At 35.5% G+C, this 14,759-nt stretch carries 12 protein-coding genes and 2 pseudogenes; 2 read left to right on the forward strand and 12 right to left on the reverse strand.

The genetic code is table 11. The features are described 5' to 3' along the window. The 7 genes and pseudogenes from ACTDJC_RS13270 to ACTDJC_RS13300 form a co-directional block, all read right to left on the reverse strand. Entirely contained in the window at window positions 1-897 is an 897-nt protein-coding gene (locus tag ACTDJC_RS13270; RefSeq protein ID WP_098310479.1) for a permease, read from the reverse strand. A gap of 211 nt (window positions 898-1,108) precedes the next feature. Next, entirely contained in the window at window positions 1,109-2,050 is a 942-nt protein-coding gene (locus ACTDJC_RS13275; RefSeq protein ID WP_098310478.1) for a magnesium transporter CorA family protein, read from the reverse strand. Window positions 2,051-2,237: 187 nt separating this feature from the next. Further along, window positions 2,238-3,617, reverse strand: a complete 1,380-nt coding sequence (locus ACTDJC_RS13280; RefSeq protein ID WP_440603656.1) for a putative polysaccharide biosynthesis protein — start codon at window positions 3,615-3,617, stop codon at window positions 2,238-2,240. 141 nt (window positions 3,618-3,758) lie between these two features. Then, window positions 3,759-5,209: pseudogene (locus tag ACTDJC_RS13285) on the reverse strand (RNA-guided endonuclease InsQ/TnpB family protein). Window positions 5,210-5,445: 236 nt separating this feature from the next. After that, window positions 5,446-6,048, reverse strand: coding sequence for a DedA family protein (locus ACTDJC_RS13290; RefSeq protein ID WP_440603657.1), 603 nt, complete (start codon window positions 6,046-6,048; stop codon window positions 5,446-5,448). Between the two features lie 252 nt (window positions 6,049-6,300). After that, window positions 6,301-6,918, reverse strand: coding sequence for an NUDIX hydrolase (locus ACTDJC_RS13295; protein WP_440603658.1), 618 nt, complete (start codon window positions 6,916-6,918; stop codon window positions 6,301-6,303). A gap of 82 nt (window positions 6,919-7,000) precedes the next feature. Continuing rightward, window positions 7,001-8,074, reverse strand: coding sequence for a CotH kinase family protein (locus ACTDJC_RS13300; protein ID WP_440603659.1), 1,074 nt, complete (start codon window positions 8,072-8,074; stop codon window positions 7,001-7,003). A gap of 570 nt (window positions 8,075-8,644) precedes the next feature. On the opposite strand from ACTDJC_RS13300, the gene ACTDJC_RS13305 reads away from it, so the two are divergent. Next, entirely contained in the window at window positions 8,645-9,442 is a 798-nt protein-coding gene (locus ACTDJC_RS13305; RefSeq protein WP_440603660.1) for a CotG/ExsB N-terminal domain-containing protein, read from the forward strand. A 137-nt stretch (window positions 9,443-9,579) separates the two neighbouring features. Here ACTDJC_RS13305 and ACTDJC_RS13310 read toward each other — a convergent pair whose 3' ends face one another. The 5 genes and pseudogenes from ACTDJC_RS13310 to ACTDJC_RS13330 form a co-directional block, all read right to left on the reverse strand. Continuing rightward, complete coding sequence (locus ACTDJC_RS13310) at window positions 9,580-9,849, reverse strand: histidine phosphatase family protein (protein WP_440603739.1); 270 nt, start codon at window positions 9,847-9,849, stop codon at window positions 9,580-9,582. Between the two features lie 117 nt (window positions 9,850-9,966). Beyond that, window positions 9,967-10,508: pseudogene (locus ACTDJC_RS13315) on the reverse strand (short-chain dehydrogenase). A 22-nt stretch (window positions 10,509-10,530) separates the two neighbouring features. Continuing rightward, window positions 10,531-10,947, reverse strand: coding sequence for a FosB/FosD family fosfomycin resistance bacillithiol transferase (gene fosB / locus ACTDJC_RS13320; protein ID WP_440603661.1), 417 nt, complete (start codon window positions 10,945-10,947; stop codon window positions 10,531-10,533). Window positions 10,948-11,004: 57 nt separating this feature from the next. Next, window positions 11,005-12,657, reverse strand: a complete 1,653-nt coding sequence (locus ACTDJC_RS13325) for a peptide ABC transporter substrate-binding protein (protein ID WP_440603662.1) — start codon at window positions 12,655-12,657, stop codon at window positions 11,005-11,007. 252 nt (window positions 12,658-12,909) lie between these two features. Then, window positions 12,910-13,362 carry a methylated-DNA--[protein]-cysteine S-methyltransferase gene (locus ACTDJC_RS13330; protein ID WP_098310469.1) on the reverse strand — a complete coding sequence of 151 codons (453 nt, stop codon included), beginning with the start codon at window positions 13,360-13,362 and terminating at the stop codon, window positions 12,910-12,912. 351 nt (window positions 13,363-13,713) lie between these two features. Here ACTDJC_RS13330 and namA point away from each other — a divergent pair, with 351 nt between their 5' ends. Beyond that, window positions 13,714-14,742, forward strand: coding sequence for an NADPH dehydrogenase NamA (gene namA / locus ACTDJC_RS13335; RefSeq protein WP_098310468.1), 1,029 nt, complete (start codon window positions 13,714-13,716; stop codon window positions 14,740-14,742). Window positions 14,743-14,759 lie beyond the last annotated feature (17 nt).

Here is a 14,759-nt window from a genome sequence, read left to right on the forward strand (position 1 = left end):
TTATCCCCCCATCGCATAAATGAGTAGTGAGCTTGCGTAAACAACAACTGTAATTAAAGCAATCAAAACAATAACAAAACGTGTTTTAAAAGTTGCAAACATCATAATCATATTTTTAATATCCACCATCGGTCCGTATACAAGAAAGGCGACTAGAGCTGGTGTTGCAAATGTACTTTGGAATGAAGATGCAATAAACGCATCCGCTTCTGAACATAAGGATAAAATAAAAGCAAGCCCCATCATAACAGCAGATGAAGAAAACGGTCCTTGTCCAATCTCAAGCAGTGTAGAAGTCTTTACAAAAGTTTGTACGCTTGCCGCAATAAGTGCGCCGATAATTAAAAATTTCCCCATTGAGAAAAACTCTTCAACAGCATGTGTACATACGTCCCAAAATTTTTGACGAAATGGTCGATTATGATCTACCACTGGAAAATTAGTATTCCGTAGTTGATGACCTTTAAACGTAAACGATAATATAAGACTGACAATAACAGCTACAACAATAGCTACAATAGCACGATACCACACCATATGCATACTACTACCGAATGCTACATATGTCGCAAATAAAACGATAGGATTAATAATCGGTCCAGTCAGCATGAAGGCAATACCAGCATAAGGTGGTACTCCCTTTCCGATAAGGCGTCGAACGATTGGAACAATTCCACATTCACAACCCGGAAACAACATCCCTAGAAAAACAGCTAATAATATTGATAGAAAACGATTCTTCGGCATCCATTTTGCTATCATATCTTCTGTCACAAACATTTGAATGAATCCTGAAATGAATACACCAATTAATACAAATGGCAGTGCTTCAATTAAAATTGAAATAAAAATCGTATTCATTTGCAGGAACGCTTTTGGTAAATGAAACATTTCCATGATGCACATCCTCCATCTTTTCAGTAACAATAAGTAATTGTAACTGGAATCCGTAAATTGAACAAGTAATTATAAACATTAATCCAAATGGTATATTATACAATTTCCATTTCTTGGAGTAATGAATAACAGTGTTCAAAAGTGTTAGTTTCTCAATACCTTACAGCAAAAAAGCTGTTTTGGAGATGCTCCAAAACAGCTGAATTTCATGTTAAAAATAACGTTTCTTCCAAAAAACAAATGCCATTACGCAAGATAATATTGCAGATATAATCATAGCCATTAAAAAGCCATGAGGGTTTCCACTTAAAGGAACCGGAACGTTCATTCCAAAAAAACTGGAAACCATTGTTGGCACTGATAATATGATTGTCATAGAAGTTAAAAACTTCATAACACTGTTTAAATTATTGGAAATGACAGAACTAAATGTATTCATCATACCACTTAAAATATGGCTATATATTTCGGCCATCTCAATTGCCTGCTTATTTTCAATTAATACATCTTCAAGTAAATCTTGATCATCTTCATACATTTTCAAAAATGTATTATTTCGCATCAATTTTTGAATCACAATCTTATTTGCCTTTAAAGATGTCGTAAAGTACACTAAGCTTTTTTCAAGTCCTAATAAAGTAAAAATCTCTTTATTTTTCATCGATTTATTGAGCTCATGCTCTAAATCCGTTGTTTTTCGATTAATCTGTTTTAAATAACGTAAATAATAAGTAGAAATCGTATATAAGAGCTGCAGTGCAAAACGCGTCTTTTTAAAAGTATAAAATTCTTTAATACGCTGATTAATAAAACGTTCAAAAATCGGATTTTCTTCCAAACAAATTGTAACAAAACATTCCGGCATGACAATCATACCAATCGGAATCGTATCATACATTGAATTTCCTTCTTCGTCATGTCTAACTGTTGGAATATCGACGATAATTAAAGCATTATCATCTTCTTTTTCAATACGTGAACGTTCTTCATCATCCAAAGGGTCTTTAATGAAGTCCAATTCTACGTTTAATGTTTGAACTAAAAATTGAATTTCTTCCTCTGTTGGATGAAGCACATTAATCCAACAGCCTTTTTGAATTTCCTCGATTTCTTGTAGTTTTCCGTTTCGGTCTGTTAAATAAATATTTAACATACTATCACCCCGATTCTTTTTACCTGTAGGAACCAACCTCACTTTGAAATAACAGTCTATTTTAAACCGCCATTTTCAGCATATGAAACAAACGAGAAGATTTCAATAGAAAATTCTTTTGAAAACGCTTTTCTTCATAAATTATTAAAATAGAAAAAGACAGAGCGCTCTCTGTCTTTTATAGACATTATGTTGCCTTTATAACATATTTGGAAAGTATCCACAAGTTAAATAAAACAGAAAAAGTATAACCAGCATACGTCGCAATAATAAAGCTAATATAGTCAAATTGCTGAAGCAATACAACATTTAACACAATTTTTATACCTACTCCTATAAGCAAACCAAACACCGTTTTTCGCTGTTGATTAATTCCTTGTAGCATGGCCGCTGTTACAGAAAAAAGTGAAAATAGTATACAGGCCGGGGCGTAATAGCGTAAAATCACACTTCCTATTGCGGGATCATTCCCCATTCCAAATAGTAATGTATATACTGGCTCAGCTAAAAACATCATTCCTAACGATGCTGGAATCGTAATGAATACCACAAGCAAATTTGTCCTTGTAAAATGTTTATATAATAACTGTTCATTTTTTGCTACATACGCCTTTGTCATTTCAGGGACGAGCGACATGCTAAAAGCTGTAGCAACAGAAACTGGAATTAACACAACCATTTGTACAAGCCCAATAATAGCATTCATTTTTTCTGCTTCCCGTTGTAAGTATCCCATCTGCATTAATAACTTATTAATTGTAAATGTATCAATTGTTTGGTACAAAGGAATTGCAAGACCTACAACAACAAATGGAATGGAGTATGTAAATAATTCTTTATAAAGTGTAAAAAATGATTTTGTTGTTTGCGGAACACTTACGCTTTCTTTTTTCTTTAAATACCGTCTTCTCTTTATGTAATATGCAATTAAGATTCCAAGCCCTGCTACTGCTCCTACAAAAGCACCAAGCGTAGCAACTCCAACTGCTAATGAAGTTGATCCTTTATATATATGAAGCACCGTAAAACTCCCGATTAAAATCGTTAACACTCGAAAAAATTGCTCCACAACAACACTTGAAGCAGATGGTCCCATCGATTGAAACCCTTGAAAAAAGCCGCGTAATAAGCTCATCGAAGGTACAATTAACAAAGCAAAGCTTACAATTTGAATATTATATGTAACGGTTGTCACACTATTGCCCGTTTGATCTCCGCTATCAACAACAATCTTTGCCAGCTGAGGAGCTAAACAATATAACAATAAAAACGATATAACTCCCATAAAAGCCATAAAAATAAGCCCGCTTTTTAATACTCGTTTCACCGTGTAATAATCGTCTAATTCATTATATTTAGACACCATTTTTGACACAGCTAAAGGAAGTCCCATTGTGGCGATACTAAGCATGATTGTATAAGGACGATAAGCATATGTATACAATACATATCCACCCGTTCCAACCATCGCTGTAAAAGGAATAACGTATATAAACCCAAGCATTTTCGAAATCATCGTTGCCATTGTTAAAAAGAATGTTCCGCGTAAAAACGGTGATCCTTTCATGAAATTCCTCCGCTATACTGTTTTACTACACCATATGGACAACTTTCTACTTTTAGAACTTATACGAAGTGAAACTTTGATGAAAACTCCCCCCACTTATCTCCTTCGGATCTTAAAGTGGGGGTTTCTCGTGTATCACCTTCAAGAGATGCTTAACACGAGTGGAGTTGACACAGCTGCCTGATGGCACAACCCCTCTATTCCATCGACAAACGCCTTTGGAACTGCTTTTTTAAGATGTTATAGGAACCATTCACATCGGCGTTCAGTAGTTTATTCTGTTTTGTACGGTACAAGCCACGTTTGATGCGTTTTCCACTGAATACAGGAATGTCCTCTTCACCATAAGTGGGGATTTCATCATTGTCTAGAAAGGAAGCCTTGCTTGTATACGATTCTTCCACTACTTGTACAGCAATACCTTGTCGATTCGCCTTATAGGTGATCATTTCAATGAGTTGATTGTGTGGGATATGACAGAAGGATTGATTCTGTTGTTTCCCCATATCACTCTTTTGTTTCCATAATGTATTTTTTCCGATTACAATCATAGAGATCTCATGTTGAACTGCGAAATGAATAATACGATAACTGATTTTGTGAAAGAAATCTTTTATTTTGAGAAATCGTTTCTCATGAAGTCTCTCTAAACGGTTTGATGTGTGTGGTCCTTCTTTGGATTCTTTTCCATGACGAAGAATCCCCAGTAAATGAGCCTTTTGTTTGTTGTAGTATTGATTGATACTTTTGATCACATTGCCCTTTACCAACACAGGTTTGGTCCCTATATTCGTTATGATAGTTGCAATGTTATTGATTCCTAAATCAATACTCATATAGCGATTATTGTCGACATGCTCAGCTGCTGGCTCAGATTGTTCTGTCACAATTTCCACCCTAAACTTCCCGTAAGCAGGGGAAATGCGTACTTCTTTGAGATTTTCGATATACCCAAACAATTTACCAATATTTAATTTTATGCTTGTTTTAGGAAAACGAATATATTTCTCTTGGAGTTTACACACTTGATTCGTGAATACAATTTCTTTCATAGATGATTTAATATACTTTGGAATGCGAGGTCTGCCAGTAAAAGTAGAAGGATGTTTCTGATATGCTTTCATAGAAGCGAAGAATGATTTCCAGTTTTGATAGAGCTTTTTCATGACCGCTTGATTCGTTTGCGCTGGCAAGTTCATATAATCTTGTTGTTTCATTGTTTTAAACAGGCAATCTAAGAAATGATACGAAAGGAACGATTTCTCTTTTGTCGGTAATGTGAACAGATTACACTTCATTTCTTTCTGTTCTTTAACAGGTTTTTCTTTCTGTTTTTGTACACGTTTTTGATACGCATTAAGTTGATTTTCATTCATGGTTTCAATATGTGTTTGTAATGTATGAAGAACTTCTTGTTAAAGTGGCTGTAATGGTTGATCAGTACGTAAGGCCGTATATACTTGGCGAATATAGAAGTTTGTTGTATTGTAGAGGTTTTTGGCGTTTTGACACATTTTTAGGAAGTAAGAGTATAACTTATGACCTTTCTTGATCCAAATTTGATAGGTTGCATATTCTCTTTCTTTCGTCATCATTTTCACCTCCTTCTTTCCTTTATGATACTATAAAACATAAAAAAGAACATATATTCGCATTGGTATGAAAATATTTTTACAAATGCGACGGCAATTCATCTCCACCTTAAACTGGACTATACCCTACACGTTTTGAAGATGGAGTTTTCTTGCCAATTTTTCGATAAAAAACATGCAACCAATCAGACTTTTATTGTTTAAATAAAGAAAAAGCCAATGAAAATCCATTGACTTTAACGACCTGCTTTTCTTTTTTTCAACATTTTCAAGCCTATGTATATAATAATAAAAAGAATGCCTGCTATTGCGAAATAATGCGTATAGTCAGCAGCATATTCTTTAATATGACGCCAATTTCCACCAAGTTTTTCACCAAAATAAATAAACAACATAGACCATGGAAGAACTGCTAAAACCGTATATAATGTAAATCGTTTTAATGACATTTTAGCTAACCCTGCTGGAATCGATATCGCATGACGTACAACCGGAATAAAGCGTGCAGAGAAAATAACGCCTACACCATATCGATTAAACCAATCTTCTGCCACATCTAAATGTTTCTTATTAATCAATAAATATTTACCATATTTTTCAACAACTGGACGCCCACCATAATACCCAAGCCAATAAAGGAAAATTTGTGCTAAGGTTCCACCAATCGTTCCGGCAATGACTGCCCCAGCGAAATTAAGTTCTCCCTTTGCAACTAAAAAACCCGCATAAGATAGGACAATTTCACTTGGAATGATTTCAATCATGAGTCCTAGCGCAATCCCAGAATACCCTAGGCTTATAAAAAATTGTAGTATCTGCTCAATAAAATTCGCTATCATTCTTCATTATCTCCTTTTATAATTCACATACTTTCCTATTATTTCACAAAACTATATTTTTGCCAATACACCGTTACCAATTCATATAAAATTATACAGTAATAAAGAGAACATCCTTAAGCGTTTCTATCTCGAAAGGAGAAATAACTCGATGGAATATAAATGACTAGAAACTATCCCAAAAGACAGGAAAATAATGAACGATTTATTAACTGTATAGAAAAATTTTTCCAATACTAACCTTACTATTTTTTAATCAATTAATATTTCCTTATTAGGATTTTTCATATAAGCAAACATTTGCTGGATTTGCCATTTTGTGTTTCTTCCTATCGATAGTTCTGGCAATTCTTCTTCGCAAAAAAAGCGAACATCTTCTGTTTCAATACCAATTTGTCTTTCACCGCCTACTATTTCACAGCTAATAAATATTTTGTATACATCAATTGCAGAAGGTGATGGCTGATGTTTCTGTTTATCAAAGATAGATAGTAACCGAAAATTTTCTACTTTGTAACCTGTTTCTTCTAACACTTCTTTTTGCGCAACTTCCGTCGGTGTATAACCAACATCAGCCCACCCGCCTGGAAGTGCCCATTTCCCATCACTTTTTTCTTTTACGAAAAGCATCTTTCCTTCTTGAAATACGACCGCTCGTATATCCACTTTAGGAGTTTGATAGCCCGTTTCATTTGCAAATAAATGCTCAACCACTTCCCAATCCATTTTTGTATAATGCGACATCATTTCAATTGATAATTTCCGAAGCTCTTGAAAACGTTCTATATCATATACATCTTTTGAATATGCTAATCCTGCTTGCGCAATTGCCTGTACTTGTTTTACCCATTCGATCCATTTTATTTCCATTATTTCACCTTCCTCAATTTAAGTTACATTTATTGTATAATAAAAAAAGAGATTAATCTTTCAATCTCTTTTTTGTTCACCTTCATAATTCATCTAAATGTTCTATTATAAATCCACGACGTTTTTCAACATATTGAAAAATCAAATTTGGTTCATTATCAAATACATCTATTTTCTTTTTCATGTACGGATCTTGCAAAACATATGGCCGAATTTCTCCATGCATTCCTTCTACTTTCGATTTTATATAATCTACTGTAAATTGGTTTGAGAGAATATCCTCCAAAATTTTTCGATACTGCTTCCTAAATACATCAACATCAAGTAATCTAGCACTTAATGTATTAAATCCTTGAATGCGAGAGTAATCATGACTCATCTCTCGACCTCGCACATCTCGCCCCCACGTTGCATCATAATCCCATGGAATCATTTCAAACAACTTTGTTTCTTCATTACGATAGAGTGCATAATTGTGAACAAATCCATCGTAGTTTTGTGTGAATACAACACCCGCTAACCATCGTAAATATTTGTCAACATCTACATATTTTACAATCTCTTTCTCATACGCCGCTCGTGAAATTGTATTTAACTGATAGACAAATTCATTTATATATTCTTCGCTATGTGTATCTCTACATTTGAACTCATACCCGGCTGATAATTTCGTTTTTATACAATTATCTAGTTCACTCATTAAAGAGAAATTGGCATCATCATCGACTGCATAATAAATTGAGCCGCTTGGCAAATTACGACTGCGTAAAAAGTTTTCATCTACAGATTCTAACAGTAAATAAACGCCCTCAAATCGATTATTAATCTTTACAAGAACATGTTGCGACTTTGGAGATAACGTACCAATGTCAGAAAAAAAGTCCAGTGATAACTTATTTCTGATTAAAGACGAATCATTAAATTCGGAATTCAAATGCATTTCATGTACACCTTGGAAAAATTTCGGCTTGTAAAACATCACATGATATGATTTTTTCTCAAATTTCCGAATGTGAGAACCGCGATATACGATATCAATATCATACTTTCTTTTTTTATACGTTAACTTAGCTGAAACAGGATCATCAGACCAAACGTCTTTTCTCAGCTCTACAATATTCATTGGGTGAATATAAAATTCATAAGAAGGTAACATATTCTCCCTTCCCTTCTCTTTCATCTACAATCAATGTATGCTTTTCCCTTTCCTCTTGCCACATCTGCTATATGTTTTTTATTACATTTTAATGCTTTTTCAGACAAATAAAGAAATCCCTTCATATTGTATACGAACAAGAATTAATTTTTCGGTCTATAAAGATACAAAGAGGGAATTATGAACTGTGATATTCAAAAAGCTATAGAGAAAATAAGACTTATTGGAATAGAATAGCTTTCATATCTGGATCCTTGTTCCCACAATCATAAATCTGACAATGTACCTCCTGCACAAAGGCTAAAAAATACATTTACGTTACGAAATGTGTCTGCTATTCAAAAAACACTACCGAACAAACCATTCCTGTAAATCAAAAAATTTAACTATTAATATTAGTTTTCACTAAACAGAGCAGGCTACCTACCGCAGTCCCCCCCTTTAGGATAAAACACTATTTTCCAAAAAAAAATAAACACAATCCATCTGCTTAACATACTTTATTAATAGAAAACACATTATACAAAAACAGATGGAAATCTTGTTTCTTTCTAAGGGGGATTTTGATAGATGTATACAAAAGATGATATCCAAAAAGCAGTAGAAGAAGTGAAGAGTGCTGGAATGGAAGATTTCTTGAACCAAGAGCCTGAGTCCTACTCTAAACGTTCTCGTTCCAAACGTTCTCGCTCTTGCTGTTCTCGTTCCAAACGTTCTCGCTCTTGCTGTTCTCGTTCTGAACGTTCTCGCTCTTGCCGTTCCCGTTCTAAACGCTCTCGCTCCTGTCGTTCTCGTTCTCGCTCTTGTCGTTCTCGTTCTCGTTCTCGTTCCCGTTCTCGCTCTCGTTCTCGCTCTCGTTCTCGTTCTCGTTCTAAACGTTCTCGTTCCCGTTCTCGCTCTCGTTCTCGCTCTCGTTCTCGTTCTCGCTCTAAACGTTCTCGTTCTCGTTCCCGTTCTCGCTCTTGCCGTTCTCGTTCTCGCTCTTGTCGTTCCCGTTCTCGCTCTTGTCGTTCCCGTTCTCGCTCTTGTCGTTCCCGTTCTCGCTCTTCCCGTTCCCGTTCCCGTTCTCGTTCCCGTTCTCGTTCTCGTTCCCGTTCTCGTTCCCGTTCTCGCTCTTGCCGTTCCCGTTCTCGTTCTCGTTCCCGTTCTCGTTCTCGTTCTAAACGTTCTCGCTCTTGTCGTTCCCGTTCTCGCTCTTGCCGTTCCCGTTCTCGTTCCCGTTCTCGTTCTCGTTCTCGCTCTTGTCGTTCCCGTTCTCGTTCCCGTTCTCGTTCTCGCTCTTGTCGTTCCCGTTCTCGCTCTTGCCGTTCCCGTTCTCGTTCTCGCTCTTGTCGTTCCCGTTCTCGCTCTTGCCGCTCTCGCAGCTAATATCATTTATGCTCAAAACATGTACGACTTCATTCACTACTCTAACAAATTCAAAGTGGCCTTCACTTTTTTTAAAACACAAATAGACCGCTTTAAGCGGTCTATTTATCTATTAACCTTATAGAACTATAATCTCTTTATATCTCTTCAAAATGTGCAATATCAGCAAACATGTGAATTGTATCTTTTCCTTCTTTAACTTCAATCATACTTAAACTTGCACTATGCCTAAACGGACCATCCCACGTTTTTTCGAGGGAGCGTAGTTCAAATTGTCCTATTATAAGCAATAATGTAACAGCATGAGAAACAATTAAAACATTTTCTCCCTCATGCTTTTTAAGTATGTATTCAAGCCCCTTTAACGCACGCGCTTTCGCGGCATATTTTCCATACGCTTTCCTAATTGTCTCGCTAGCATTACTCCTGTTTCGATTAAATTAGCATTCTTTTTTCTACATTCCTCTCTGTTTCCCCGTGTCGCGTAACATATAATATTATTTTCATACTCATTTTCTCCTTTACTAATTCGGTCTAGCATCCCACGGTTCTAATGTTCCCACAATCCATTCCTGTTGTTTATTTTGTATTCCTGCTATAACACCACTTGCAATTTCACCATGTGTTAGCCATCTAGAACGTTTTTTTCTACCACAAAACCTAATATAATTCGATAATAACTACATAAAGAAGAGTATCTTACTTTTTTATCAGATTTATAAGCATTGCTTCCAAGTATATGAAATAACTCCCATTTTTCCGAAAACACTTCAATCTCCTCACTAATGATTTGCAAGGCATCTACAGCCGTTGAATGAATCCAAGCAACAACAAGAGTAACTGGACCATTTTTTTTCATTGTATTTTTGACTTTAGCACGCAACTCATCACTATTATGATAATCAACTGCTAAACACGTAACTTTTTCAGGAGCATTACATGAGTTTTTTACCCTCTCTAGGCGATTTACATTTCGGCTGATTACAGAAGTATGGATTCCTTTTGCAACGAACCACTTTGAAACTTCTTGTAACATTCCAGTTCCCCCAACAACAAGTACATGCATACTCTCTCTCCTCCCCCAATATTCAGTAAAATAACATATGCGGTTTTGCTTCTTTGTAATATCGTAATCTCTCTTGAAGTGTCCCTGTATGAAATTCAAATTTATGACCATCTGGATCTGTAAAATAAATAGAATGACAATCTCGCACATCACGCTTTCGTCCTTGTAAAATATGTACCTTATTAGATTCAAGACGATGTAACAAGGCTGTAAAATCTTCTTTTTCTATCGAAAACGCAATATGTGTATACGACTGACAAATTTCGTTTCTTGGAATATCCTTTTCTTCATTTAACGCAAACCACATTCCGCATACGTCAAAATAGGCAAGTTTTCTCCCTTTTACAAGCAGCTTTCCTTCTAACACTTGTTCATAGAACTGTATTGATTTTTCTAAGTTCGAAACAGAGAAGCAAAGATGGTTCATTCCTTTTATCACTGTCGTTATCTCCTCTCAATAAAAAAAGATGCGCAATATTCGCGCACCTTTATCGTACTATTCTTTTGTAATATACGTCCATTTATAGCTAAAATCTCCGCCAAATGTATGCTTAGCAGTTCCTTTTACCTTAGATTTTTCAAGGAAAGCAATGCTTTGCTGGTAAACTGGAGAAATTGCTGCATCTTCAAACAGAATTTTCTCCGCTTCAGAAAGTGCCTTCCATCTCGCTTTCTCATCTGTTAACAACTCACCTTTTGATTTTGCAACTAGTTCATCATATTTCGAATTAGAATATGCCATTTCATTGAACGCACTATCTGAAGTAAACATGTCAATAAATGTCATTGGATCTGGATAATCCGGGCTCCATGCTGATAAAGAGAAATCATATTGTAACTTCTTCTCTAAATCTAACTTTTGTTTAAACGGCTGCTGTTTAATATTAACTTTTAAACCAGGTAAGTTTTTCTCCAGCTCTGATTTAATGTATTCTCCTACTTTTTTCAAATTATCTTTATCGTAGTTTAACATTTCAACTGTAATTGTATCTTGACCTAACTCTTTTTTCGCTTCTTCCCATAGTTTTTTCGCTTTCGCTGCATTATCTTTACCATCACGGAAGTTTTTATTTGTTTCGCGGAAGTCTTTTCCATCTGGTCCTGTTGTGAATTTTTGTGGTACTAAGTAATATGCAGGTAACGAGCCATCGTTTAAGATAACATTTGCAATTCCCTTTTTATCATATGCTAAGTCAATAGCCTCACGCACTTTTTTATTCGAAAAAATCGGATTCTTCTCATTAAAACGAATAAAGTACATACGTGGGTCTAATTCTGATTTAAACTCTTTGCTGTTTCTATACTTATCAACAAATTCCGAACTTAAAATTACTCGATCCACTTCGTTGCTATCATATAAATTTACAGCTGTTGATGTTTCCTTTACAACACTTACATTAATTTCCTCTAGTTTCACAGTATCTTTATCCCAATAGTTTGGATTTTTCTTTAATTTATAACTTTGTTCATGCTTCCATTCACTCATCACAAATGGTCCATTATACAATAATTTATCTGCTTCTAATGCGTATTTGTCCCCTTGTTCTTTCACATATTTTTCATTTAACGGGAAAAATGTTGGGAATGTCGTAAGCTCTAAGAAATATGGTGTAGGTTTCTCCAATTCAACAACTAATGTCTTATCATCTTTTGCTGTGACACCAAGCTGTTCAAGCGGTAATTCTCCTTTATTAATTTTCTCGGCATTTTTCACATCAAACAAAATAAAAGCGTATTCTGATGCAGTTGCTTTATCAACAGCACGACGCCATGCAAACACAAAATCTTGTGCTTTTACAGGCTCTCCGTTTGACCATTTTGCATCGCGCAAATGAAATGTATACGTTTTCTTATCTTCGCTAATTTTTACATCTTTAGCCATACCAGGCGTTGGCTTATTGTCTTTATCTAACCGATATAACCCTTCCATTGCATTAACAAATACACGAAACGATACAGTATCAGTTGATTTCGATGTATCCATAGAAGGAATTTCTGCTGTTTCTAGTAAATTTAGCACTTGTTTATCAGCAAGCGCTTCATTACCGCTCTTTTCTGTTGTTGATGTTTTTTCTCCATTTCCACACCCAGCAACTAACACACTCGTAGAGAGTGCAATTGCTGTAATAAGTGACACTTTCTTCTTCATAGACCCTTTCCCCTCTTTCTGTATATAACGATTAAAAATAAGACCAAGTACTCTTGAATAGTATTATACATAATCTTCTGATAATTTAAAATACTATCTATAAAAAAAAAGAAAAAGTGACACATGTCACTTTTATCTCATAATTAACAGGAAGGACACTCCTATTAATGCCCGCTTTACTTTGTAAAATACCTTTATCATTAGCTTATCGGCCAATTTACACAAATAATTGCATTTTAAAGATTTGTTCTATTATCTTAAAAACCCTTCGTGCTTTAGTAACCATTCTTTCCGCCAAAGTCCACCTTCATAACCTACTAATTTCCCGTTCTTCCCAATAATTCGGTGACAAGGCACAATAATAGAAATCGGATTTCTACTGTTCGCTCCGCCAATAGCACGTACAGCTTTTGGGTTTCCAATTTTCTCTGCGATATCAAGATAAGAAGCACTTTTTCCATACGAAACACTGCAAAGCGCATTCCATACTTGTTTTTGAAACGAAGTTCCCGTTGCTTGTAACGGTACAGTAAATACTGTTCGTTTATTATGAAAATATTCATCTAGCTCCATTACACATTGCTCAACAATTGGATGAAGGACATCTTCTTGTTTTTGTTCTACAAATAATACTGAAGAAATGCCGTTTTCATCCCCTTTTACTTCAATCCATCCAATTTCACTTTCATAATATGCTTGATACATAAAACACCTCCTAGTTCCTCATATATTTGCTATTGTATCATGATGTAAACCTTTCATTCTAAAACATTAAAATTATAATGATTTACTAAACGCAGACTAATCATGACATAATATAGCTTTAAGCATTTCGTTATGGAAAAAAAGAACGAGATGCTACAATACCATCAAGACGATTCATTTAACCACTCTGGCTTTATAAAGTAAAACTTCCAGCAGTAAGGCCCCCCACCTCAAGCTTCAAAGAGAAGCGAGGAAGATAGATGGGGGATCTCTTACTGCCCGCGAATAGCAGGATAAGCAAATTACGATTAAATAATTCCCATTTAGACGAAATAAAGGAGGATCATTATTGTGAACAGCCAATTATTTTCACCGTATACAATAAAAGATGTTACACTAAAGAACCGAATTGTTATGTCACCTATGTGTATGTACTCCTCTGAAAACGAAGACGGAAAAGTAACAAATTTCCATCTTATTCACTACACATCGCGTGCAGCTGGTCAAGTAGGGCTTGTTATGCTAGAAGCTACAGCAGTAACACCAGAAGGGCGCATCTCCCACAAAGATTTAGGAATTTGGAATGATGAACACATAGATGGTCTACGTCAAGTTGTCGATATGATTCATGAATATGGAGCAAAAGCAGCTATTCAAATTGCACATGCAGGTAGAAAAGCGGTTCTCAATACAGATCCTATTGCTCCATCAGCTATTCCTTTTGATTCTTCAATGAAAATTCCTGTACAAATGAGTAAAGAACAAATACAAGAAACTATCACAGCCTTTCGAAATGGAGCAGAACGTGCAAAAGAAGCTGGATTTGATATCATTGAATTACACGGAGCACACGGTTATTTAATTAATGAATTCTTATCTCCGTTAACAAACCATCGTACAGATGAATATGGTGGATCCTGTGAAAATCGCTATCGTTTTTTACGAGAAATTATTGATGAAGTGAAAAAAATATGGAATGGTCCATTATTCATTCGTATTTCCGCTCATGATTATCATCCAGAAGGTTTAACTATAAAAGACTATGTAACATTTGCGAAGTGGATGAAAGAGCAAGGCGTTGACCTTATTGATTGTAGTTCTGGAGCTGTTGTACCAGCACATATTGATGTATATCCTGGTTATCAAGTATCCTATGCAAAACATATAAAAGAACATGTCTCTATCGCTACAGGTGCTGTTGGACTTATTACAAGTGGCATGCAAGCAGAAGAAATTTTACAACAAGATTCTGCTGACTTAATCTTTATCGGCCGAGAACTATTGCGAAACCCATATTTCCCAAGAACAGCAGCGAATGAACTTGGTTTTGAATTAGCTGAGCCGTTTCAGTATAGCCGGGCTCCAGGAAAAATAAAGTGAAACTTCCCTCAGCGGGG

Source organism: Bacillus sp. GB_SG_008 (assembly GCF_052038115.1).
Lineage (GTDB): Bacteria > Bacillota > Bacilli > Bacillales > Bacillaceae_G > Bacillus_A > Bacillus_A rhizoplanae.

Coding starts and splice junctions, on each gene's coding strand:
- ACTDJC_RS13270 (WP_098310479.1), bottom strand. CDS start 897: ATGGAAATGTTTCATTTACCAAAAGCGTTCCTGCAAATGAATACGATT.
- ACTDJC_RS13300 (WP_440603659.1), bottom strand. CDS start 8,074: ATGTTACCTTCTTATGAATTTTATATTCACCCAATGAATATTGTAGAG.
- ACTDJC_RS13275 (WP_098310478.1), bottom strand. CDS start 2,050: ATGTTAAATATTTATTTAACAGACCGAAACGGAAAACTACAAGAAATC.
- ACTDJC_RS13325 (WP_440603662.1), bottom strand. CDS start 12,657: ATGAAGAAGAAAGTGTCACTTATTACAGCAATTGCACTCTCTACGAGT.
- ACTDJC_RS13280 (WP_440603656.1), bottom strand. CDS start 3,617: ATGAAAGGATCACCGTTTTTACGCGGAACATTCTTTTTAACAATGGCA.
- ACTDJC_RS13290 (WP_440603657.1), bottom strand. CDS start 6,048: ATGATAGCGAATTTTATTGAGCAGATACTACAATTTTTTATAAGCCTA.
- ACTDJC_RS13305 (WP_440603660.1), top strand. CDS start 8,645: ATGTATACAAAAGATGATATCCAAAAAGCAGTAGAAGAAGTGAAGAGT.
- ACTDJC_RS13295 (WP_440603658.1), bottom strand. CDS start 6,918: ATGGAAATAAAATGGATCGAATGGGTAAAACAAGTACAGGCAATTGCG.
- ACTDJC_RS13330 (WP_098310469.1), bottom strand. CDS start 13,362: ATGTATCAAGCATATTATGAAAGTGAAATTGGATGGATTGAAGTAAAA.